This window comes from Myroides odoratus (assembly GCF_965118575.1).
In the GTDB taxonomy this organism is placed as follows: Bacteria; Bacteroidota; Bacteroidia; order Flavobacteriales; family Flavobacteriaceae; genus Flavobacterium; species Flavobacterium odoratum_B.
This window is the reverse complement of record NZ_CBCPHW010000004.1, coordinates 16887-40867: the sequence shown is the minus strand read 5'-3', so window position 1 is coordinate 40867 and position 23981 is coordinate 16887. Positions and strand designations below refer to the sequence as shown.

23 protein-coding genes and 2 pseudogenes are annotated in these 23981 nt (G+C 34.7%); 10 read left to right on the top strand and 15 right to left on the bottom strand.

Annotated features, from left to right (window positions below):
* Positions 1–9: 9 nt before the first annotated feature.
* The 4 genes from ACMHJ2_RS04240 to ACMHJ2_RS04225 form a co-directional block, all read right to left on the bottom strand.
* Positions 10–135: a hypothetical protein gene (locus ACMHJ2_RS04240; RefSeq protein ID WP_413511716.1), complete on the bottom strand. Its 126-nt coding sequence runs from the start codon at positions 133–135 to the stop codon at positions 10–12.
* Positions 136–472: 337 nt separating this feature from the next.
* Positions 473–658, bottom strand: a complete 186-nt coding sequence (locus tag ACMHJ2_RS04235) for a PLDc N-terminal domain-containing protein (RefSeq protein WP_413511715.1) — start codon at positions 656–658, stop codon at positions 473–475.
* A 6-nt stretch (positions 659–664) separates the two neighbouring features.
* Positions 665–1375, bottom strand: coding sequence for a hypothetical protein (locus ACMHJ2_RS04230; protein WP_413511714.1), 711 nt, complete (start codon positions 1373–1375; stop codon positions 665–667).
* A gap of 249 nt (positions 1376–1624) precedes the next feature.
* Positions 1625–2815 (bottom strand): MFS transporter, encoded by a 1191-nt coding sequence (locus ACMHJ2_RS04225; RefSeq protein ID WP_413511713.1) that lies wholly within the window; start codon positions 2813–2815, stop codon positions 1625–1627.
* 94 nt (positions 2816–2909) lie between these two features.
* Here ACMHJ2_RS04225 and ACMHJ2_RS04220 point away from each other — a divergent pair, with 94 nt between their 5' ends.
* The 5 genes and pseudogenes from ACMHJ2_RS04220 to ACMHJ2_RS04200 form a co-directional block, all read left to right on the top strand.
* Positions 2910–3749 (top strand): helix-turn-helix domain-containing protein, encoded by an 840-nt coding sequence (locus ACMHJ2_RS04220; RefSeq protein WP_413511712.1) that lies wholly within the window; start codon positions 2910–2912, stop codon positions 3747–3749.
* A 339-nt stretch (positions 3750–4088) separates the two neighbouring features.
* On the top strand, positions 4089–4376 hold the full coding sequence (tnpA, locus tag ACMHJ2_RS04215) for an IS66 family insertion sequence element accessory protein TnpA (RefSeq protein ID WP_413511711.1): 288 nt from the start codon (positions 4089–4091) through the stop codon (positions 4374–4376).
* A complete protein-coding gene (gene tnpB / locus ACMHJ2_RS04210; RefSeq protein ID WP_413511710.1) occupies positions 4376–4714 on the top strand; it encodes an IS66 family insertion sequence element accessory protein TnpB in 339 nt (112 codons plus the stop codon). Before tnpA ends, tnpB begins: the two co-directional genes overlap by 1 nt.
* Positions 4715–4812: 98 nt before the next feature.
* Positions 4813–5244: pseudogene (locus tag ACMHJ2_RS04205) on the top strand (IS66 family transposase); the annotation flags it as partial.
* Positions 5245–5259: 15 nt separating this feature from the next.
* Positions 5260–5619: pseudogene (locus tag ACMHJ2_RS04200) on the top strand (IS66 family transposase); the annotation flags it as partial.
* A gap of 113 nt (positions 5620–5732) precedes the next feature.
* On the opposite strand, the gene ACMHJ2_RS04195 reads toward ACMHJ2_RS04200, so the two are convergent.
* Positions 5733–6620 (bottom strand): AraC family transcriptional regulator, encoded by an 888-nt coding sequence (locus tag ACMHJ2_RS04195; RefSeq protein WP_413511709.1) that lies wholly within the window; start codon positions 6618–6620, stop codon positions 5733–5735.
* Between the two features lie 244 nt (positions 6621–6864).
* On the opposite strand from ACMHJ2_RS04195, the gene ACMHJ2_RS04190 reads away from it, so the two are divergent.
* The 3 genes from ACMHJ2_RS04190 (at position 6865) to ACMHJ2_RS04180 (ending at position 10463) form a co-directional block, all read left to right on the top strand.
* Positions 6865–8553, top strand: coding sequence for a hypothetical protein (locus ACMHJ2_RS04190; protein WP_413511708.1), 1689 nt, complete (start codon positions 6865–6867; stop codon positions 8551–8553).
* Between the two features lie 687 nt (positions 8554–9240).
* Positions 9241–9426, top strand: a complete 186-nt coding sequence (locus tag ACMHJ2_RS04185) for a hypothetical protein (protein ID WP_413511707.1) — start codon at positions 9241–9243, stop codon at positions 9424–9426.
* Positions 9427–10019: 593 nt separating this feature from the next.
* Positions 10020–10463: a hypothetical protein gene (locus tag ACMHJ2_RS04180; protein ID WP_413511706.1), complete on the top strand. Its 444-nt coding sequence runs from the start codon at positions 10020–10022 to the stop codon at positions 10461–10463.
* A gap of 271 nt (positions 10464–10734) precedes the next feature.
* On the opposite strand, the gene ACMHJ2_RS04175 is transcribed toward ACMHJ2_RS04180, so the two are convergent.
* From ACMHJ2_RS04175 to ACMHJ2_RS04150, 6 genes are all read right to left on the bottom strand, one after another.
* Positions 10735–11313: a helix-turn-helix domain-containing protein gene (locus ACMHJ2_RS04175; protein WP_413511705.1), complete on the bottom strand. Its 579-nt coding sequence runs from the start codon at positions 11311–11313 to the stop codon at positions 10735–10737.
* Positions 11314–11527: 214 nt separating this feature from the next.
* On the bottom strand, positions 11528–12625 hold the full coding sequence (locus tag ACMHJ2_RS04170) for a flavin reductase family protein (protein ID WP_413511704.1): 1098 nt from the start codon (positions 12623–12625) through the stop codon (positions 11528–11530).
* Between the two features lie 104 nt (positions 12626–12729).
* Positions 12730–12963 carry a heavy-metal-associated domain-containing protein gene (locus ACMHJ2_RS04165; protein ID WP_413511703.1) on the bottom strand — a complete coding sequence of 78 codons (234 nt, stop codon included), beginning with the start codon at positions 12961–12963 and terminating at the stop codon, positions 12730–12732.
* 47 nt (positions 12964–13010) lie between these two features.
* Positions 13011–13385 carry a hypothetical protein gene (locus tag ACMHJ2_RS04160; RefSeq protein WP_413511702.1) on the bottom strand — a complete coding sequence of 125 codons (375 nt, stop codon included), beginning with the start codon at positions 13383–13385 and terminating at the stop codon, positions 13011–13013.
* Positions 13386–13423: 38 nt separating this feature from the next.
* A complete protein-coding gene (locus ACMHJ2_RS04155) occupies positions 13424–15841 on the bottom strand; it encodes a heavy metal translocating P-type ATPase (RefSeq protein WP_413511701.1) in 2418 nt (805 codons plus the stop codon).
* Positions 15842–15929: 88 nt separating this feature from the next.
* Positions 15930–16493 (bottom strand): helix-turn-helix domain-containing protein, encoded by a 564-nt coding sequence (locus ACMHJ2_RS04150; RefSeq protein ID WP_413511700.1) that lies wholly within the window; start codon positions 16491–16493, stop codon positions 15930–15932.
* A gap of 212 nt (positions 16494–16705) precedes the next feature.
* Between ACMHJ2_RS04150 and ACMHJ2_RS04145 the strand changes: the two genes are divergently transcribed.
* Positions 16706–17290 (top strand): GNAT family N-acetyltransferase, encoded by a 585-nt coding sequence (locus tag ACMHJ2_RS04145; RefSeq protein ID WP_413511699.1) that lies wholly within the window; start codon positions 16706–16708, stop codon positions 17288–17290.
* 147 nt (positions 17291–17437) lie between these two features.
* On the opposite strand, the gene ACMHJ2_RS04140 is transcribed toward ACMHJ2_RS04145, so the two are convergent.
* From ACMHJ2_RS04140 to ACMHJ2_RS04130, 3 genes are all read right to left on the bottom strand, one after another.
* A complete protein-coding gene (locus tag ACMHJ2_RS04140) occupies positions 17438–17875 on the bottom strand; it encodes a carboxymuconolactone decarboxylase family protein (protein WP_413511698.1) in 438 nt (145 codons plus the stop codon).
* A 62-nt stretch (positions 17876–17937) separates the two neighbouring features.
* A complete protein-coding gene (locus tag ACMHJ2_RS04135) occupies positions 17938–18372 on the bottom strand; it encodes a GNAT family N-acetyltransferase (protein ID WP_413511697.1) in 435 nt (144 codons plus the stop codon).
* Between the two features lie 81 nt (positions 18373–18453).
* Positions 18454–19917 carry a PLP-dependent aminotransferase family protein gene (locus ACMHJ2_RS04130; protein ID WP_413511696.1) on the bottom strand — a complete coding sequence of 488 codons (1464 nt, stop codon included), beginning with the start codon at positions 19915–19917 and terminating at the stop codon, positions 18454–18456.
* Positions 19918–19994: 77 nt separating this feature from the next.
* On the opposite strand from ACMHJ2_RS04130, the gene ACMHJ2_RS04125 reads away from it, so the two are divergent.
* Positions 19995–20657, top strand: coding sequence for an FMN-dependent NADH-azoreductase (locus ACMHJ2_RS04125; RefSeq protein WP_413511695.1), 663 nt, complete (start codon positions 19995–19997; stop codon positions 20655–20657).
* 409 nt (positions 20658–21066) lie between these two features.
* Here the strand turns inward: ACMHJ2_RS04125 and mgtA are convergent, their stop codons facing one another.
* Complete coding sequence (gene mgtA / locus ACMHJ2_RS04120; protein WP_413511694.1) at positions 21067–23772, bottom strand: magnesium-translocating P-type ATPase; 2706 nt, start codon at positions 23770–23772, stop codon at positions 21067–21069.
* Positions 23773–23981 lie beyond the last annotated feature (209 nt).

Sequence of the window (23981 nt, the reverse complement as noted above, 5' to 3'; positions counted from 1 at the left end):
ACTAGCCGTTTACTCAGCATGAGATAAGAGTCCCCCATGTCCTGCACCTTCAACAGTTTGTAAGTGTATAGCAGGTAAGATTTCTTTTAATTCCTTTGCTACAGCAGGATAAGCGAGGATGGAATTGCTCCCCATGAGAAGCGTTATGTTGCCTTTGAAGGAAGTTAATTTTCTAGGTTTTATATTCAGTCGTTCTGGGTCATTCGATTGATCTAACCAAGTTGCCTAACTCGCGGTCATTGTACTTCTCGCTCTTTCATCGAAAACAGTCGACCAACTCCCTTTGCCAAAAGCTACATTTTCAATAATGTTAAATGTACCTTTGGATAAGTAAGTGTTATTTGGGTATACTACAGGTAGGTAAGCAATACGCCCTGCTCAAGACTTTATCTTTGCATAGTATTATGCCTAGACAAACAACTCCAGAGGAGAAGTTCCTCTGGAGTTGTTACAACTGGAACTTACTTTAGAACTAATTCTTGTTGTTTTGATTAATCATTAAAAAAAATATTCCACCTAGTAAAGGAAACAATAGAATTATAAAGCAAAATATTAGTTTTTTATTTAAGGTATAATTTGATTTACTGACTCTATATAAAGCATATATTGTAAATAAAAATAGGCTTATAAGAAATAATTGCCAAATATAAATTTTCATGATTTGTTATAATATTTTTGTGAAAGCTTGGAAAAAAGACACATTATTTGAATACTTACTATCAGGTAATCTAAATTTGATTCCTGTTAAAACAGGGCTTCTGTAAATGGTTCCTATGTCTTCTATAAATAAGTTATAATTCATAACTCCATGTATTCTTAATTCATGTAATTCAGACATCTGTGGGCCATTCATGTATAAATCCTCCTGAGCATATTGTTGTTGATATGAAACACCTAGAACAAATCCAGTAATAAAACTTGAAATATCTTTATACCCATCACGGTCCTTGTATCTTAAATTCACTGGAGAATAAGAAAAATTATATTGTAAATTCATATTGAATAAAGCTCCATAAACCGGTGTAGTATTATATACAGAGTAATACTCTATAAAGTTTTTAGTAGTCTTGTCAAAATTAGTACTTGTAAAGGCATGATTTTCCACAGGATTTTTTTCTGTCGTATAAAATGTTTTACTTTCTAAATTGCCTTTATCAGAAAATCCTTTGAAAACTACATCCAAGTCTTTTATAGAGTTTACAATTATCTTATCATCATTTATATATTCATCTGTGAAACTAACTCGTTTAGGATCTAAACCTAATTCTTTAATTTTTTCAAGGATTAATTCTTTTTTGTTTTTTATTGCATATTCTGATTGTTTCTCTGTTTTATTAGTGATAATTTCTTCCTTGTCAGATGAACAAGAGCTCAATAGAGCTATAGAAAAAAGAGTAATTAAGAATTGTTTTATAATGCGATATTGTTAAATTATGTTATATTGAATGCAAATATAAAAAAATATATAAAATCTTAAAAATCAAATTATTTAATTACATCCAACGGGTTAAATTGTAACTAAAAGTATAATTCACTTTAGTTTATTGTATGGAATTCGTGGTTTTGTTGGACTTGCTTTTCAAATCCTGTATGAAAAGTAACGCTGTTAAATAAAAGGCGTGTTTTATTGACTTTTTGTAGCACTAAATTTCTTATTTGACAGACAAAGAACGATAACGAATATCAGGATTAGTATTGCCCATGGAAAGGATTTCGAGCCAAATTTATCTAACAAGATACCACCGAGAATACCTCCAATTGCAACAGCTAGATTGAATACAGTAACGAACATCGATTGAGCCACATCAGCATTTTCAGCAGCTCTATCAGCCAAATTCTTTTGAAGTAAGGTAGAAATTCCTCCAAAAGAAATTCCCCACAAAAACACGCCAAGATAGAGTAAGGAAGGTATATAATTGGCAATAAGTAAAGAAAAGATTCCAAGAGCAAACACGAAGAGACTTCCTTTTGTCAAAGGAATCAGCCATTTGTCAATAAAAATTCCAATTATACCAATTCCTAATAGACAGGATACTCCAAAAATCAACAAGATCAAATCTACATTATCAGTAAGACCAAAATTGGAAAGATATGGAGCGATATAAGTGTAGAGAATATTATGTGCCAATATCCATAAAAATAGAACCAATAATAAACTTTTTATACCGTTAAGTGTAAAAACACGAGATACACTTAATTGATTTTGAAGTTTTATTCCTTTAAAATCGGGTAAGACAAGTATCATCCAAATCAGTAATAAAAAGGACAACACGGACATAGCCCAAAATGCTCCATCCCATCCAAAAACTTTCCCTAACCATACTGCTAGAGGAACACCAAATGCTAAGGCTATGGGTTGACCAACACCGACCAAAGCTATGGCCCGACCTTCCATATGGGGTTGTACAATACGTTTTGCATAGCCTATAAGTAGTCCCCATGTAATACCAGCTGCCATACCTGCCAAAAATCGTGCAACTAAGGTCAATATATAATGAGTCGATACCGCAGTTAGGGCATTAAATATAAAAAAACCTACTGTAGCTAGTAATAATAACCGTTTTCTTGGCCAGTGTAGGGTTGCTGCTATAACTGGAATGGCTGCCAGTACAGAACCAAGTGCGTAAAGTGTGATAAGCTGTCCGGCTAAGGATTCTTTTATACTTAAACTTTTTCCTATTTGCGATAATAAACCTGCAGGCATAGTTTCAGTCATAATGGCAATAAAACCAGCTAGGGCTAATGGAATTAATTTTAAGACAGGTAATCGGTTGGTTATTTTTGAATCTTGATTGGCTATTGTATCTGTAGTCATGTTCATTAAATTATTTTTATTCATACAACAAAAGTAGACTGATAAAAGGATTATATTTAGGTACTATTGTGTTGTAATGAAGTACATTTGTACCATGATAAAAAAAAGTTTGCATCAACAGGTAGAAATACTCTATAATAAAACAGATGAATGTCCGATGACGGATAGCTCATTCAATTTTTTTCAATTTGTTTACGTTATTTCTGGGAGTGGCTCTCATGGAGTAAATGGAAATCACATTGCCTATAAGACTGGAACATTTTTATTGCTTACGCCAAATGATTATCATATTTTTTCTGTAGAAGCAACAACGGAGTTTTTACTCATTCGATTTAATAAGGAATATATCAAAGACTATAAATGGAAGAGTATTGACCATATTGAATGTTTATTGCATAACGCATCACATGTATCTGGATGTATCATAGAGAATGAAAATGACAAGCCCCTTGTCAAGTCAATTATTGAATCCATCCTCTATACTATCAGAAACAAAGATCTGTACAATACCGATTTGAATTTGCATTTTATCAATGCCTTGATTGTAATTGCAGCAAGAAACATTTCAAAATTTAAACCCCGTGATATAAAAGCACAAGCCGATAAGAAAATTCTTGAAATTATAAATTATATCCAATCTAATATTTATCTGCCTAAACAATTGAAAGTTGCTATTCTATGTGATAAATTTGGAATATCACCGAATTATTTAAGTGTGTATTTTAAAGAACAATGTGGTGAAACTCTTTCGAACTTTATAGCTAATTACCGCCTTAGATTGATTGAATATCGGTTAAGTTTTAGCGATGCTCGTATTAATGAACTTGTGGAAGAATTTGGTTTTGCAGATGAAAGCCATATGAATAAGTTTTTTAAAAGGCACAAAGGAATGAGTTTGAGCGTTTATAGACGTAATTATACGTCGCTTCTTTGATAGTCTATAAGTAATAAATTAGCATGAAAGTAGTAGAAATTAAAGTTATTGATTTTTTCCATACAATAAGCAGTAGGTCAGGCAATAGCTCACGGAGTAAGTCAGGGAGTAAGTCAGGGAGCAATATCGGCGATTCAAGGGGGTAATTACAGAGTATATAAATTTAATGGCGTAATAGGAATAAATGTAAATTTGAGAGTTGGTATTACTGGTGAAGCAACAAATATTTTTTAATAAAAGGTTCAACAAGTCCAAGTGTTGATGTTAGGTATGCACCCGAGCAACCCCATATTTTGTAGCTTGATGTAAGGTAGTAAGTTTGCTTCAAATAATAAAGAGATGAGCAAACAAGACATCATGTACTCTCATGTAGAGGATTGGAAAACAAGTGGATTAACCCAAGCAACTTATTGTGAAGAACAAGGATTAAAGTTAGCGACCTTTAGTTACTGGATTCAAAAATATTATAAACAGTCCGATCAAGATGACACGAGCAGTTTTATAGCAATTAGCAAAGAAGAACCCTTTACAAAAAAGGAGTATGAGATTATCTATCCTAATGGGGTTAAACTTCGAGTACACACAGAAAATCTGAGTGAGTTGTATTCTTTATTACAGCTTGGATAATGTTTAGTTTAAGTAGTTCCCATCAATTCTATTTGTATAAATCAGCCTGTGATATGCGCAAGAGTTTTGATAGTCTGTGTGGCCTTGTTCAAAACGAATTGAATCAAGTCGCTCATAATGGCAGTGTATATGTATTTATTAATCGCCGAGGTAATCAAATGAAGCTTTTACACTGGGAAACAGGAGGTTTTGTATTATACCACAAACGCTTAGAGCAAGGAACTTTTGCCTTTCCTGCTCATAATCGGACTCAAATTAGTTGGAGTGATTTAGTACTTATGATAGAGGGAATCCAGGTTATAAAAAGCAGTCAAAAAAGGCGATTTTCTATGGAGTAAAACATGTTAATTCCTTGTGTAAATAAGGGTTTTGATGTATATTTACTTCATGGAAATAGACTTAGAAAACTTATCGAAAGAACGCTGAATTAGAACGTTTAGTTAAACTACTTCAACGCATGAAGTTTGGTCAAAGCAGAGAACGATTTGAAGATCCTAATCAAACAGAGTTACCCCTAGATGTAGAACCTGAGGTTGTACAAGAGCAAGAAGAGGTAATCAAACAAGAGATTACTTATTCACGCGAAAAAAAGCAACACCCAGGACGAGCTAAACTACCAGATCATTTACCAGTTGAAGAGATAGAAATACACCCAAAGGGAGATTTATCCAATCAGATTTGTATAGGAAAAGAAGTTACTGATGTGTTAGACTATGTTCCAAGATATTTTAAAATCAAACGTTACATCCGATATAAATACGCTACTAAATACAATACGCAAATTAGTATTGGATTACTTCCAGAGCGAATCATCGATAAAGGAATACCCTCTGAAGGATTATTAGCTACGATACTTGTAGATAAATAGGTAGATCACCTTCCACTATATCGTCAAAAGCAACGCTTTTCAAGAGAAAACATTGATATAGCTTGCTCTACAATAGAGGGTTGGGCAGCTCAAAGTATGGATGCTTTAAAACCACTATATGAAAAGCTTGTCATAGACATCAAAAACGAAGGATATCTTCAAGTAGATGAAACCACCATCAAAGTTTTGGATCAGAAAAAGAAAGACAAATCTCATCTTGGTTACTACTGGGTGTATCACGCACCCATATCTAAGCTCGTGATGTTTAATTACAGTCACACACGTAGTGGTAGTGCTGCGCTACCTGTATTAGAAAACTTCAAAGGATACCTACAAACCCTTATCAATTTATTCCTAAAAATAAAATTTAGATAACGTTAGCATGTCGTATAATGGTTATATAGATTTTCTAAAATCAATTGTTTTACATTTAATCAAAAAACAGAGATCCTGTAATGCACAAATCTCTCCATTTAGTTCAAACTCTTTTAGAGCATTTGCCCTCCCGAAACTTCAATGCGTTGCGCATTAATCCAACTTGCTTCTGGTGTACATAGAAAAGCAACCACACTGCCAATGTCTGTAGGTAATCCCGTTCTTCCGAGTGCTGTTAAGCCTGTATCTTTTTTGAGCACTCGATTGAGGTAATTGACGTGAATAGCCAATTGATCGGCATAGGCTTTGGCGGTTCGCAACCCAAGGGTTTGATGGATGGATTCAATGGGAAATTGACGTTCCAGAAGTTCGATAAACAAAGCCGAAATACAGGTAGGCCTAGCGGGATGAATGGGTAGATTTTCTGTGGGTTGTAATTTTTGTCCCAGGTGAAAAAGTTCAAGGATATACGTTCGAATCAACTCATACTTATAGGCATACTCCGAATTTACCTCCTTTTTTATCTTGTTGAAAATTAGCTGTATTTCCTCCGCTTGCTCGTCTGAAATTTCGAAGAGTGGATACCCCTTGGGTTGGTGAATCGGAAGTTCATCGATAGCAATACCGACTTGGGATTTCGCCATAAACTCAGGCGTAAATACAAGAAAACACCCCGATTGATCTTCATCTAAAGGGGTCCATCGATATGGAATCCGAGGCGTAGCAAATAGTAAAGCATTGTGTTTAATTTCGATGGTTTTATCGGCGTATTCCGCTTGATTTCTGCCGCGTATTAAACTGATTTTGTAATACTCCCGCCGATTGTAGGGCATGTCTTTGGTTTTCTTTACCTGCTGAATCGTTTCGCCAAGGTCAAATATAGTAAAGTGCCCTATGTTTTTCTTGCTATCTAACGGTAAAAGGGAAGCCACGTCCGTTCCCATGTGGTCGGCTATTTTTTGGTAAAAATCAAGCAGAGTCATGCGTTTTAAATCAGCCATAGGGAGGTATATTAGTTACGAAATTCAAATATATTAAAGAAGAGGATACGTTTTTTATTTTGATGGTTTTAATTCTGTTTTTTACTTTATTTTTGTATAAATGCCGTATTTAGTAGTATTTAGTATGTATTTATGTATTTTTATTATTGAATAATTAAAAATTACATATATTTGTGATTCTGTTTTTTAATAAAAATACTATTTAAAAAGTATTATTTTTTCTTAATTTAATATTTCAAAAAATATGAATGTAATCAAATTATTTAGAGTGTATCTCATTCTTTTTTTAATAGGTTTATTACCGCTATTTGGACATGCACAAGTGACTATAGGTTCTGGTAATGCACCAGAAGAAGGGGCATTATTACAACTAAAGAATCTAGAACCAACACTTAATTCTTCTATTAATTCAAATAAGGGACTACTCATGCCTAGAGTATGGCTTACAAGTATAGATAATTTATTTCCGATGTTTCCTTCAAATTATTCCAAGATTGAGGAAGATACTAAACATTCCGGACTTCTTGTTTTCAATATAAATGAGATGTTACCTGGGGGCAATGGGATTGGAATGTATGTTTGGGATGGAGTAAAATGGATTCGTGTAGGGAAAGCAGACAGGATAATAACGGTTACTCCTACTAAAGTTTATGTTTCTCCAATTAATCAGACTGCAACAGCCCAAATGACTATAGAACCTGCCGATTCGCAATTGGATGTTGGTATGGGAGTTGGTAATTCAAGTTCTATATCAGTTAATGAAACTACAGGACTTATTAGCATTACGCGCAGTGCAACTGAATTTGGCAATAAAGAATATACTTTTACCTTGAGAGATACTAATAATTTGGGTGCGACTCTTGAAGTTTGCAACTTGGAGTTGAAATTGGCCAAAGAGATGCTCAAAACAGGAGAGAATACTGAAATGACATCCTCTGTTATTGAGGCCTATGGTGGAGATGCCGATTGGACTGTTGTTGATTATAGTAGAGATGTATTTACTTGGAATACTGCACCTCAAAATAGAAATGGAAAGCTGTATTTTGAAATGGGGCCTGCCTCGAGAATTGGCAATATAGATGGATTTATTAAAGTTGCTCATATAAATGACCCTACTTTTACTAAAATATTGAAAATTCGATTAAATAAAAATTTTGTTATTTTGCCACCCTTTGATTATTTAGTTGTTCAGTATGTTTATCAGGGTGGAGGTTCTAATTATGATCTAGATACCGCTACAGAGATTAATAATACGGGTATTATAACAATCGATAAAAAAGCAGTTGGTTATGGTTTAATAGACTCGTTTGATCCTATCTTGTATATATATCCTAATACAGTACCTAAACAAAAAGAAGCTTTAGTTTGGGGAGGTGATAATGTAAGATCAGGTTATGAAACTACCTATATCAATATGCCGAATGTTAAAAGTGAAATTCCAGCAAATAGTACAAGAAGAGAATTTAATATTGATATGTATGCTATTTGGTATAATGGTTCTGGTAAAGACGTGCCTTCTGCTGATAAACTAATGATTGATGTTATAATAACAGCTTATAGAGGAGGAAAGATGGTTAAAGTTAATACGTATGACTTTAAAAATGTTGATGGTGGAGAACAAGTTGGTCCTGTATTGAGCAATAGAGGAATGCGTGTAGCGCACGCAGGTACAGTGCCTCAGAGATACAGAACGCTTTTTGAAAAATTGCTGCGTTTGGAATATGATAGGGTTGATAATACTGGTTTTTTGACTTTACTTACTCAGGAGATGGTCGACGCAACAAGAAATATGTCAATAGACGAAATATTCTATAACGACCATGCAGAAGAAATAAATGCATTTCAAGAGCTACTAAACGAATCGAAAGAAGCGTATTTAGTTCGTTTCAATCAATTTATTGAAGCTCTAAAAATAGAAAAAGCAAATAAATAATACAGAATTACTAATTGAAAAGCGACACTCTCTTTGGGGTTGTCGCTTTTTTGTTTTATCGATATATTCCGCTTGATTTCTGCTGCGTATTAAACTGATTTTGTAATACTCCTGCCGATTGTAGGGCATGTCTTTGGTTTTTTTACCTGCTGAATCGTTTCGCCAATATCAAAAATAGTAAAGTGTCCAATGTTCTTCTTGCTATCTGAAGGCAAAAGAGAAGCCACATCGGTGCCCTTTGCTCGACTATTTTTTGCTAAAAATCAAGGAGAGACGTGCGTTTTAAATCAGCCATAGGGTGGAGTAGTATTTGCGAAATTCAAATATACGAAAGAAGGGGGAAGGATTGTTTATTTTGAGATTAGTAATTTTTAAAACAGTCTGTATGCACCTAACTCAATAACTAGTTTTGAATTTTTCAGGAAGAAATATATCTGTTTATGTGAGAGTGTTAGAATAATATTTTAGCATAGAATAAAAGAATGAAATTTTCTTTTTGAATACCAAAACCGATAATGAAAGTTGTCGGTTTTTGTTATTTCTATTTTCTTCTCAAGTTGGTAATTAATGTTTTTGATCCGATAGCGTGTTTTATTTAAGTACTTATAAGGGGGGATGGTATCTATAGGCAATCAATGAATTTGTAAAATTGTAAATCAGAAGCGTTTAAAAAGAGTTTTCGGTTTAGTGAAAAGCGCTATATTTAGAACAGTACGTGGAGCGGTTAGTTTTGGTACAACAAACTGTATATTCAAGGGGGTAAATTTGGGTCTTCCTTTTTCTGCTGCTGCAATAAGTAGTGTACTGTCCGCTGGATTTTTTAAATACGGCGGTAGCTTAAAAGAGAATAGCGCTGCAATAGTTGCTTTTTAAACCGTTACTAGAATAATAGTTATAGAATAGAGAGTAAGAGTTAAACTTTCTTTCTGGAAAGCAACCCCGATAACGATTGTTATCGGGGTTGTTTTTTATTTACTTCTGCAAGCAATAGTTGGAGATTGAACGCAAATTCTCCGATTAAAATCAAACGCAAAGTCTTTGAAGAGCATTAGAATGGAAATTAGGGTATAGTTTGTCTAAGCTTTTTCCTTTTAGTACACTTCTAAATACGATAAATAATTTTCTAGCTTTTAGCCTGTATTTAGTAAGGTAAATCTATTCCTTTTTTGTTAATTAGTTGATTTTTATTATTTTGCATTTTTATAAATGTATAAAATTACAATCGTAAATAATTAAAAAAATAGATTTGTGGTTGTTGTTTGTCGATTTTTACACTTTGTGCTTTTAATTTTTTCATTTCGTATTCTCTTTGCCTTGTAAAACTTTTGTTGCATCAAGGTTTTTAAATGTAAGTGTGATTTAGGCGAATTTCTATTTAAGCAAAAGGGATTTCCCTATGGACTACTTATAGTTTAAGCAAACTTGAAAGGTGACAATCAATTTTGAAATTATAAATAGAAAGAAGTATGAATAAGCAAGTTAAAAAGTGGGCAATTTTGTGTTTAGTTATGGGTTTTGTAACGGTATTGAAAAGTTGCAGTACAGAGGAGAATAGTAGAAACCAAGAGAGTATAGAACAAAAAGAAATAAATGCTACTGCGATTTCGAAGAAATGGATTGTAACTTATTTTCTATTTACAAAAGAATGTACTAGTGCAAATAGATTAAAGTATCAAGTGTCTTCTATTCATTTAGATTTAAACCAGGGAAGGTATACGGCTTTGGATCACTATTCTTTACTTGAAGAAGCAGGAAATTGGAGCATGAAAGGGGATACCGTAGAATTAAGCACAGACAAAGGGTTGAATACGTTGAAAATCAAAATAAATAAGCTTTCAGAGCATGCAATGGAGGCTCAGGTTTTAGATCATCAAGATATAATTGGGGTTGAATTAATTAAAAAGAGATAGGGGTAATGCTCAATCCGTTTATAGCAGCATTACTTGCAAAAATTGGTGCTGTTTTTTGTAAAATTAAGAAACATCGAAGTTCTTACGAAGGGTCGCATCCTATACATCACGTTTTATCAATTCCTACCTAACTTTTGCGCATGATCCGATTTAATACCGTTTTTATAGAATTTAAGGATAGGGCAAAAAAAAGAAATCTCCTCATTCCTTAAGGGGAGATGAAGAGATAAAATGAGTTTGAATAGAGAGCTAAAAGCCGTATTGTATACCCTTATTTAGTAGGTAAAGGTCTTGCGATTAACGCAAGTTTATCTCTTCTAATTTTTTGATAATGGGTGGGGGTAAACCCCGTATGTTTTTTAAGTTGACTAGAGAGATAGGCTGAACTGCTATAGCCTATTGCAAATGCGATATCGGATACTGATAAATCGGTATAGACAAGAAACTCTTGAACCTTTTCAATTTTCTTAGCAATAATAAATTGTTCTAGGGTATATCCTTCTAAGGATGAAAAAAGAGAACTTAAAGAGTCATAGTCTTTGTGTAATTCTTTACTTAGTAGTGTTGAGAATTTAGCAGGCTCTCCTGTATCAATTCGCTTTTGAATGCTTCGTAATACGATAGATTTAATTGCTAGTATTGTTTTTTGCTCTTTATTGTATAGGAGCTCGAATCCATTTTTATCTAGCATTGCTTTAACTGCTTTTTCGTCGAAAACAACTTTTTTATTCATATGTAAGGTTACTTCTCCTAGGCGGATATCAGCAACTTCTAGATTCAATTTAGAAAATTCCTCGGACAGAACGTAAATACACCTATCGCAAACCATTCCTTTAATTAGTAGTTTCATTGGCTTATGGATACTTCGTGTTAAATTATAAAAAGCAAAGATAGCTCTGAGCTAAGTTGCACATATTAGCTTATTTCCGAATTGATTTATGAAATTATATGTTTTTATACTTCCTTTTTTCAAGGGGCCTAAAACTAAAAATCACAGGCTGTATCATGTATAAAAGAGAAGGAGTGAGGTATCATTTCAACAAGAAACTCCACCCATTCTTTTTTTATTCTAACAAGCTAATTGTTACATCGTCATCTAAAGGATAACTTTGACATAGCAATATTACGCCTTCCGCTATATTTGATTCCGTTAGTACCCGATTGTTTCTCATTTTTACTTCCCCCTCTGTTTTAATGGCCCAACAAGAGCCACAAGTTCCGTTTTTACAAGAACTAGGTACGCGTATGTTATACGCTTTAATAGCCTCTAGTAACGATTGATTTGCCTTAACTTCTAGTAGGACCGTGCATTGATACGTTTGGAGATCATCATTGACAAGCGTATCTTCAAAATAATGTACAAAAATATCTCTAGACTCACTCGTGTTTGTAATAACTGTATTTTGATCTTCTTCAAGATCAAAATACTCCATGTGAATTTGCTCTTTCGGTATATGTAAGCTTTTTAGCGCTTCTTCATAGAGGTTCATAAGTCCGATAGGCCCACAAATATAATAGTGTGCTAAAGTGTATACGTATGTTTGTTCCTTGAGTATGGCCTGTATTTTCTCTATAGAAAACCTACCTAGGGTATACTTGGATTGCACAATACCTCGATCTTGGTCTGCTTGGGGGTTTTGATTTTGAGCTGTAAAAGAATAGGATGCATTTACCAGTCCTTGTTTTTCCATCTGAAGGAGCCTCTCGCCAAAGATCGTTTCATCGGTTGACCTATTACTGTAGATAAGTAGAGGTTTATTTGTAGGCGTATTCAGGCTATTTAGCATTGAAAAAAGAGGAGAAATGCCACTTCCACCTCCTAAAAAAATAAGAGGGTAATCTTGTGAAAGGTGAGACTCTAAAATAAAATTTCCAAAGGGACCTTGTATCGTCCATGCAGTGATTGACTTGGCCTCATCTACAAGGTAGTTACTCATTATACCTCCGTGCACCCGTTTTACGGTTATGCATGGGAATTGATCTGTGGGTGTCGAACTTAAAGAATAAGATCGAATGATTTGTTTTCCGTCAATTTGGCAACTAATATTGATAAATTGGCCAGGTAAAAACGAGAATGCTTCCTGGTTGGTATCAAAGTATATACTGACGGTATCTTTTGTTTCTTGTACTATTTTATAGGTACTCCAATCGTGTTTTTTCATTTGTTCTTATTAAAACCCAACGTGTGTTTTATGATGTATTACAAAAAATAAAAGGGATAAAATACCTCAAATACATGCTGTACTATCCCTGTTATTTTATTAGTTTAGTTTCCACAGCAGCCTGTAGAAGAAGCAGCTGGTTCATCTACGTTGTAACCTGCCTTCTCAATAGCTTCTATTGCTTTTTCCTTTACTTCTTCATTCTCAATAGAAAAGGAGATTGTTCCAGCTTCTATTTTAGTTAGCTCTAAGCCTTTGATTGCTTTAAGGGTTTCATTCACCCTTGTTTGGCAATGTGCACTTTGCATGGTCGGGATACGCAATTCAATATTTTTCATCTGTTTTTATTTTTTATCGTTTAAATTTTAGTTTTAGTAAGTTTTTATTAAGATTTATCGACTGGCGGGTTATAATCCGGCAGATTTGTCACTCTTACGGTATCAATACCTTGTAAAGACCAAGTGATTGGCAACATTTCCATATAATCACACTTCGAACATTTATCTCCTTTTACACCAATCATCTCTTTGTGTATGGGACAGCCCATTAGTAAGGTTCCATGGGCGTCTAAGGCTTGGCCTAATTCGTTTTCGAACTTATTTACTTTCTCCTGAGAGGTTGTGTTTTCACTAGCCACAATATGATCTTTATGATCCTTGTGATCGTGTACTTCTTTGGGTGCTGGGGTAGTATTTCCACAGGATATGGCAAGTACGCTTACTATAGCAAGTAGAGCTACTTTGAATTTGTTTACTTTCATCTTGATTACTTTTTGTTTTAGAGTTTCTTTATTGTTTGTTATTTTTTCCATTTCAAGCGCAAACTATTACTTACAACACTTACGCTACTTAAAGCCATGGCAGCTCCTGCAATCATTGGATTTAATAAGAATCCATTGATAGGATATAAGATACCAGCAGCTAAAGGAATACCGATTAAGTTGTAGATAAAGGCCCAGAATAGATTCTGTTTAATTGTCGTCACGGTTTGTTTGGATAATCGGATGGCCTGTGGTATTTTGGTCAGGTCAGAGGAGATGATAGTCATTTTTGCAACATCCATAGCAATGTCACTGCCTTTGCCCATCGCAATGCTTACATCTGCTGTAGCTAAGGCTGTACTGTCATTTATACCATCGCCGACCATCGCCACAATTTTACCTTGTTTTTGTAACTCTTTGACAAAATCTGCTTTATGTTGAGGTAGTACTTCTGCTTTATAATGTAAGATACCTGTCTGCTCGGCAATAGCTTTAGCCGTTGCTTCATTATCACCCGTAAGCATATATAATTCGATACCCATATCTTGCATCTCTTTAATGGCTTGAACGGAGGTTTCTTTAATTTTATCAGAAATAGCAATTACTGCAAGTGCTTGTTGACTATCTGCAAACCAAATAACTGTTTTGGATTCTTTACCCCATTGATTTGCATATTCTTGTAATTGCTTCGCAATTGTAATTTCGTTTTCTAAGAGTAGCTTTTTGTTGCCAACATAATAGGTTTCTGTCTTGTAATCTGCTTTAGCACCTTTACCTGTAATGCTATCAAATTGGGCTATTGAAGTAATAGCTACCCCTTTTAAATGTTTGACTACTGCTTCTGCAAGGGGATGTTCAGATTGTTTTTCGATACTCACTAAAACATCTTTTCTTACATCTTCATTGTTCAACCATTTTATGCCTGTTACTTGCGGTCTTCCTTCTGTTATTGTTCCTGTTTTATCTAAGACAATGGCTGTAACTTTTTTAGCTAATTCAAGACTTTCAGCATCCTTAATTAATATGCCATTCTCGGCACCTTTTCCAACACCAACCATAATAGCTGTTGGAGTAGCTAATCCTAACGCACATGGACAAGCAATAACGAGTACAGTGACCGCTGCTAATAAACCTTGTACAATGCCATGGTCTCCACCAAGAATCAACCACAAAACAAAAGTAAAAAGGGCAATAGTAATTACTACTGGAACAAATATACCTGCAATTTTATCTACTAATTTTTGGACCGGTGCTTTACTACCTTGTGCATCTTGTACCATTTTAATTATCTGCGCAAGCATGGTTTCTTTCCCTACTTTGATCGCTTTAAACTGGAAGCTTCCTTTCTGGTTGATGGTTCCTGCAAATACCTTTTCATCTTCTTTTTTTAATACAGGAACAGGTTCTCCACTTAACATACTCTCGTCTACATACGAATTACCAGAAACAACAATTCCATCTACAGCAATTTTTTCACCGGGTTTCACTAAAATAATAGCGCCTACAGTTACCTCTTCAATAGGGATTTGTTTTTCCGTACCATCTGCTTCGATAACGATAACAGTTTTGGGTTGTAACCCCATCAATTTCTTAATGGCTGAGGACGTATTGCCTTTTGCTTTTTCTTCTAGTAGTTTTCCTAAAAGGATAAAAGCAATAATAACGGCTGCTGCTTCAAAGTAAACATGCGCATGTAATCCTCGTTGGTGCCAGAAATCCATAAACAGCATATTAAACACACTGAATAGGTACGCAATACCTGTACTCAAAGCGACTAAGGTATCCATATTAGCAGAACGATTTTTGGTCTGCTTCCAAGCATTGATAAAGAAATCTTTACCAAACCATAGAACAACAGGGGTTGAAAACAACCACATAATTTCATTGCCATACGGCATATCCATGAAGAACATCCCTATCGCTACGACAGGCAATGATAATAGGACTGCCCAAATCGTTTTATTCTTAAGTTTTTTAAATTTTTCAGTATGAATGGCTTCTAGGGATTCTTGTTGAAGTTGCTCATCAACAAGCAACAAATCATAACCTACAGCCTGAACTGCTTTTTGAAGTTTTGTAGCATCTGTGATAGTAGGGAGATACTCGACGGTCAAATTTCCTGTTGCAAAGTTAACAGAGGCATCAACAACCCCTGCTTCGTATTTGACAATACTCTCAGCACTCCCTGCACAAGAAGCACACGTCATTCCTAAAACAGGGAAGGTGTTTTTGACCGTTGGAACGCCATAGCCCAAATCTTTAATGGTCTTAACGGCTTGTCCAACTGTTTCAGCATTAGCAACCTCAAGGGATGCTCTGCGGTTGTTTATTTCTACTTTGGGGTTTTCAATTCCTTTTACTTGAGCCAATCCTTTTTCAACGATCAAAGCGCAGTGCTCACTATCTACATCCTCAAGCGGGATATAAACGAGTTCTCTTTTGTTATTTGTTGTCATATTTCTACTGCTAGTATTACCCTACAAATGTGGCAACAAAATCAAGGAGAACTATTACGGAATTATGGAATTGATTTGTAAGATTTACTTACACTTTATCTAAAGGCTTTCTTTTATCTTCTCTAATTTTTTTGAAATAGCTCGGGGTTAAACCAGTAACTTTCTTAAACTGATTACTAAGATAGGCCACACTAGAATAGTTTAACCGAATGGCAATCTCACTTAAGGATAGTTCATCATACACTAAAAGCTCTTTGATCTTTTCTATTTTTTGAGCGATAAAATATTTCTCTATGGTAGTGCCTTCTATTTCTGAAAAGAGATTGGAAAGGTAATTATAATCGTGATTTAATTTTTCACTTAATAAATGGGATAAATTGTTTTTTGATTCATTGTCTTGATAATGTACCAACTCAACAATCACATTCTTGATTCGTTCTATAAGTCTACTTTTTTTGTCATCAATTACTTCAAAACCCAAAGAAATTAAAACGGTTTCTACCGCTTCTCTATCTTCTGAACTTAGTTCCTTTTCAAGCGTAACCTCTCCTAGCGCAATACTTTCTATGGCGATGTTTAGCTTAGAAAATTCATTTTGAATAACCAGTATACAGCGATTGCATACCATGTTTTTTATAAATAGTGTACTCATTTCTTTAGATCGGATTCATATTATAAACACAAAGTTAGTCTTTATATTTTTTAATTTAAAGTATTCTCTGAGGTTTGCTTCTCAAGCGAACTAAAAATTAGAGGTGTGAATTGAAAATAATCGGACAAACCGAGTTTGACATAAAAATACGGTAAATAGGTGGTGTTGTCTTTTATTTGTTCTCGTAATAGAATAGATTCTGATTAGTAGGTATGAAAGTTAAAAGACATGTAAAAGCAGATAAATGCGCGGAAGCAGCTCGTATTTTTAAAGAGGCTTTTAGTTTAAAATTGAAAGGCATCTTGGGTACGGATAAACAAATTGAGGAAGTTATTTTACAAGCTTTAAATAGGAGGGAAGTACTTGTTGTTTATGCTGCAGATAAAAGAGTTATAGGGGTTGCCGCTTATCAATATAACAAGCGTATTAGCCTTGCTATTTCTTTAAAAGTTTTACTTAACGTATATGGTTTTTTTCAAGGGACATATAAAATGTTCTTATTAGCGAAGTATTTTCCCAATAAAGCTAGGGCTGGCATGCTCTATTTAGATGCGGTGGCTGTAGATCAAGCATATAGGGGACAGGGTGTTGGAAAATTATTGCTTGCTGAGTTAGAAAACTTAGCCAAAGAGAAGCAACTTTCTTGTTTAGGGCTTGATGTAATAGAGGAGAATCATCAGGCAAAGAAACTATATGAATTAGAGGGATATAGAGAAGATTATTATAAAGAATTAGGCCAAGGTGCACGTAAAATTCTTGGGTTTAAAGGGTACTATCACATGATTAAAAGGTTTTAAGGGTACTTATTTTTGAACTGCGCATCGAATATCTTGTCAGCCAAAGAAACTATGACAAAGGGATACATCTAACGCAAGGGGAAAAGGAAAGATAGACTAAAACCTAGCAACGGGATTAGTGGAAAATAATCCCGTTGAGTGGTTTGATTAATCAATAGGTTTATGTGTGCTAACGGCTACTCTATTCCATGCATTTATAGTTAGAATGGCCATAATAATAAGACCTATGTATTCTTCACTAAATAAGGTGGTAGCCTTTTCATACGTTTCTTCCGTTAATCCCTGTTCGCTAATTAAGGTAATTTCTTCTGTCATAGCTAAGATTGTGCATTCTTCTGTAGAGAATAATTCAGTCTCTCTCCAAGCATTTAATAAGAAAATTCGCTGTGCCGTTTCTCCCTGATTCATAGCATCACGCGTATGTAAATTGAGACAATACGCACACCCATTTATTTGTGATGCTCTAATTTTTATGAGTTCAAGATGAGTCTTGTTTAAATCTGAATTTTGAACAAAACTATCAAGTGCAATAATTCTTTTATAACCACTTGAAACTACTGTCGATAAATCAATACGTTTTTTCATTTGTCAATTTTTTAAAGCATTGTATGTGTAAAAGTTACGAATAAAAATATAAACTTGATAGCCTATTTTAAATAAGCATGAAGATGAACTGCAGATAGTTCAAAGCCCTTCGCAAAGTATAATTTTTGTGCGGTGTGATTGTCAAAACCCGTGTCTAACACTACAGCATCCAGATGCTCAGACTCAGCGATAGTTTTTACACAAGCTAATAGTTTACCCCCAAGGCCTTTACCTCTATGGCTCTCTACGGTACATAAATCATCAATATAAATAATACACCCGCTATGTAAGGTTGTCATTTTTCTATACCCTATAAAGGCAACAATTTGGTCTTTGTCATAGATCCCCTTTAATGCATACTTCTCATTTTTACGCATTTCATTTATCGTAGTTAACCAAGTATCTTTGTTTAAATGAGGTCTTAGTACTAAAGCCACATCTAGACATTGTTGAATCTCTAAAGTGCTTTCAAGCGCTTTAATTTCAAATGTATCCATGTTTATTATTTTTGGGTAAAATTAAAACACGGTTACAAGAACCGCACATGCCAGATTATTAATAGTAGGTAGCCCAACCTCTTAGTGGATTACTTTTTTTAAAATCGCGCAGGCTTCTGTCATTTCTTTTTCATCTAAAGAGGCAAATCCCATGCGAATCCCGTTGGTGGAAAATACCTCATTCTTGTAAAATAAGCCATTATCCATATATACACCTTGTTTTAATGCCTTTTCGGCTAATTGAATCAGATCTAGGTTTGGATCAAAAATAGCCCAAATAGCTAATCCACCTTCTGGAACTTTAAAGGTAATTTCATTGGCGAAGTTAGCCTTTAGTAGACCACAGAACAGGTCTCGTCTTTCTTTGTAAATTTTCAGTGCTTTTCTGTAGTATCGATTCATTTCCCCTTGATTAAACAGTAAGGCAAATGCTTCTTCTAAAGGGGTATCTCCCTGTCTATCGATTAGCTCTCTTAGGGCAGTAGCAGCATGTATAAAGCTTGGAGGGCCTGACATAAAACCAATTCTTAAAGCAGGAGCAAAGGTCTTTGTAATCGACCCAATATAAATTACATTTTGATTGTGATCAATACTTGCTAAAGGTAAATAAGGTTTATTCGCATAGTGAAAATCAAAGTCATAATCATCTTCTATAATAGCAAATTGATATTCTTTCGCGAGTTGTAAGAACTTTAATCTGCGCTCCATACTTAAGGTGACCGTCGTGGGACTGTGATGATGGGGGATTATATAAACCGCTTTTATAGTTTGTTTTTTTAATTTATTTTCTAGGAAGTCTACATCCATCCCATATTGATCGATAGGTATTCTCAAAAGTCTGGCTCCTGCTTGTTTAAAAGTCTCATCGGCCGTAGGATAGTTAGATACACCTACTGCAATAGTGTCACCTGGTTCTAAAAGTAATTGAGCGGCTAGGTATATTCCCATTTGACTTCCTTTTGTGATTAGTAAGTCATCGACAGAGGCATTTAATCCTCTTGTAGTAGAGAGATACTTAGATAGCGCATCTCTTAAATGTTCAGAACCTTTGGGACTCCCATATTTTAAGTAATTACGGCCGTAGAATTTTTTTGAAATACTTCTGTATTCGCGCATTAGCTCATCTATTGGAGCAAGGCGAACATCAGGAAATCCATCGTCAATAGCAAGGTTTGTCTTTTGAAAGTTTTTTCCTAACGGAACGTTTTTAAATTTGTTGTTCCACTTAAATGCTTCTTGATTGCTTGCTTTTACTGTTATAGAATTGGTATTTTTTTTAGACAGTGAGGGTAGGGTAGACAGTACATATACGCCCTTGCGGGCTATGGATTCTGTCCACCCTTGACTAATTAATTCTTCATAGGCAAGTTTAACTGTATTGCGATTTATGCCCAGGAGTAGGGCTAGATTACGCGTACTAGGCAAGAGGTCAGAAGGCTTTAAGGTACCAGCTGTAATTAGGGCTATAAAAGCATTACACACTTGGATATACAAGGGGACAGAAGAAGCTCTGTCCACGTTAATTAAAGTTGTATAGGGTAACATCTGGGCTGTATGATTTGTATTAATTGGGATGTAAATATAATCCAATAAGCCCTTACTTTTGTACAAAATAGTAAAAGATGAACGTAAAAAAAGAGATAGGAAACAAGGTTTTGATTGTCAATTCTAGTGCAAGAACAACCCGTTCACAAAGTAGAAAATTAGCAGAAACTTTTCAAGAGCAATGGCAAATTAGCTATCCTGATGCTGTAATTGCGTGCAGAGAGATCGGTTTGCAGCCTGTACCACATATAACCGAAACGTGGATTAGTGCGGCATTCAAGCCCTTAGAAGATAGAACTCTAGAAGAAGTGGATGCGCTAAAACTAAGTGATGATTATATTGCCGAATTAAAAGAAGCGGATATAATAGTTATAGCTACACCCATGTATAACTGGTCAATACCTAGTAGCCTAAAAGCGTATATCGATCAGGTGGTTCGCGTTGACCAAACGTGGAGATATAACTCAGAAAATAGACAAGATCCCTATATCGGATTACTAGTGAATAAAGCGGTTGTTTTATTGTTGACCCGAGGATCTCAGGGATATGAAATAGGTAATTATAATGAGCCTATCGATTTTCAAACGAAGTACTTAAAGCGGGTTTTTAATGTAATGGGAATAACTGATATTACGGTTATTACACTTGATGGGGAGGCAAATGATAAAGAGCAATACAGGGCGAATATTGCCACAACTCACGAACAAGTAAGCGCATTTATAACAACAACCATTTCTTAATTCTTTCGGCTTTCCGATAAACAACAAAAATTAGTATAGGGTTTAAAAGTATCTCCAAGTTTCTATTTAAATTGTGGAGTTTGCACTTGATCCATGCTGTATCTTGGCATGAGACGGAGCGTTTTTGCGTGAGAATAAAAAAAATCCGTAAATACGAGGTATTTACGGATTTTTGAATGTATTGATCTGGGGGTTAGGATGTTATATCCTACTCTCATAAATACCAATAAAATTAAAGGATTGTCTTGTTTTTTTAAACCCAACTCACCTAATAGCTCACGCTTGTGAAAAATGATTGGTATTCTATCTGAATTGAAGGTATTTTTTATTCAACGATTAAACGCTTAACTATCTTTTTTAGTTAGAAATAGATTCTAAATAAAATCTTATTGGAAAGCCTAAAGATGTACTAGAACCATTGTCCAAATCTTTTAATATAAAATCTTTTCATGCCTTGTGTAACTATACAATACGATAGTAGGGTAACTACTAACCAGGGAAAATAAGACCAAGGTAGCGGAACTAGCCCAACATAAGTGCCTAAGGAAGAAAACGGAATGTAAAGTCCGAATACCATAATTGTAGCAGTAAGTAGTAAAACGGGTAAGGTAGCTGTACTTTGTATAAAAGGAATTTTTTGTGTTCTTAACATATGTACTACTAATGTTTGTGATAAGAGACCTTCTACAAACCATCCGGATTGAAATAGAGCTTGAAGTTCTATGCTATTTGCTCCTATAATGAACCACATGATAGCAAAGGTCGTGATATCAAATAGGGAAGAGGTAGGGCCAATCCAAAGCATGAATCTACCAATATTTTTAGCATCCCATTTACGGGGTTTTCTTAGAAACTCTTCATCCATTTTATCCCAAGGTAATGATAACTGAGAGATATCATATAGCAAATTTTGTAGTAATAAGTGAATGGCTAACATCGGTAAAAAAGGAATGAATGCACTGGCAATTAAAACCGAAAAAACATTTCCAAAATTAGAACTAGCCGTCATGTTTAGATATTTAATAATATTTCCAAAGGTTTCGCGGCCTTTTATGACTCCTTTTTCTAGAACCATTAAATCTTTTTCAAGTAGAATCATATCGGCTGATTCTTTGGCAATATCAGTGCCTGAGTCAACTGAAATACCCACATCAGCATCTCGTAGAGCCGGTGCATCATTGATTCCATCTCCTAGAAATCCAACAGTATGCCCATTAGCTTGTAATGCCTTTAATATTCGGTTTTTTTGCATGGGGCTTAACTTAGCAAATATGGAAACGTCTTCTACTTGAATTCTTAATTCACTATCTGACATTGCTTCAATCGCTGCTCCCAACAGAATAGAAGAAGTTGATAAACCTACGTCTTTACATATTTTTTTTGTAATTACAGGATTATCTCCTGTTAGTACTTTTACGCTGATCCCCTTATTTTTTAATGCATGTAGCGCTTCAGCAGTAGAATCTTTAGGCGGATCTATAAAAGTTAAAAACCCTTGAATGATAATTTTTTTCTCGTCTACTACTGTATAGTGATTTTTTTTGTCATCATGCACAAGCACCCGAGTACCTAGCAATAAAACGCGATAGCCATCCTTATTAAAATTAGCCGCTATTTGGATTAATTTCTCCTGCCACTCATTGGTTAGAGGGAGTATTTCAAATCCAGTGTCGATATAACTCGCTACTTCTAGCATTTCTTCTACAGCACCTTTACAAATTAAAGTGTGAACTCCTTTTTCATTACTAACTATCACAGAAAGACGACGTCGCTCAAAATCAAAAGGGATTTCATCTATTCTTTTTTGACATTCAAATGGAGCTAACTCTTTTTCTTGGTTTGAATCAAAGTAGCGTATTATGGCCCGATCCATTAGGTTTTTAACTCCACTTTGATGAAAACTATTTAACCATGCCCAGTATAATACGTTCGGATTGTTCTCTAAATTAATATCGTAGTAATTGCTTAGTGTTATTTTATCTTGTGTAAGGGTACCTGTTTTATCAGTACACAATACGTCCATGGCCCCTAAATTTTGGATAGCATTCAATCGTTTTACTACCACTTTTTGTTTCGCCATGGCAATAGCTCCTTTGGCTAGATTCGCATTTACAATCATGGGAAGCATTTCAGGCGTTAAACCAACCGCAATGGCTAAGGCAAACAATAAAGCTTGTAACCAATCTCCTTTTGTAAGTCCATTTATTAAAAATACAATGGGAACCATAATGGCCATAAAGCGGATCAATAGCCAGCTTACGCTATTAACCCCTCGATCAAATGAGGTTAGAGAACGTGTTCCAATAATTGATTTTGCTAAATTACCAAAGTAGGTTTTTGAACCCGTGGCAATAACAATACCACTTGCATAACCACTTGAGATGTTAGTTCCCATTAAACAGATATTGTCAAAACTTAATAAATCATCACTCACATCCTCTTTTCTTTGAGCACCACTATTTTTTGATGAAATAGCACTTAGAATATCATATTTTTCAACAGGTAAGGATTCTCCCGATAGGGCAGCCTGGCTTACAAATAAGTCTTTGGAATAAAAGATGCGTATATCAGCAGGAACTAAATCTCCTGCTGATAAATGTATAATATCTCCCGGAACAAGGGTTTCTAAATTAACCTCTCTTCTACTTGTTTCTCCTGTTTGAGTATGGCGTCTTTGTACATTTACGGTCGTTCTTACCAGAGATCTTAAAGCTAAGGCCGCTTTATTGGTTCGCAATTCTTGCCAAAATCTCAATAGCCCACTAAGTAACATCATCGTTACTATTATGATAACCCCTGCTAATTCTGTTTCTTCTCCTTGCGATTTTGGTAACCAACAATCCGTAAAGAAACTAATGATAGCCAATACAAACAATACAAGAATAAAAGGATTCTTAAAAGCTTGTACCAATTGTATTAGAAGAGATGGTACTTTTTCTAGGGCTACTGAATTGAGACCGTAGGTTTGTAGGCGTATTGTAGCATCACTCTCCAAAAGTCCATCTACTTGTGTGTTCCATTCTATCAAGCATTCCTCTTCTGATTTTTTAGAAGCTATAGCAATTAGAAATTCATTTTGTTGTTCTTTTTTAATATATCTAACCTTTTTTTTCATATCCTTATTATTAGGTTGTTATACTTTTTGATCTAAATGTTATTGAAGTATTCTGTATTTAGAATAACCAAGAGATTTAAGTGTAAAATATAATTTTACAGCTTAGTTGTAAATTTTGTCTGTGTAAAAATAGAGGTTAATAGGGGGTGATAACCTTAGAATTCTATTAGAATAAAATTAGAAATACATTAGATAAATACTTTATAAAA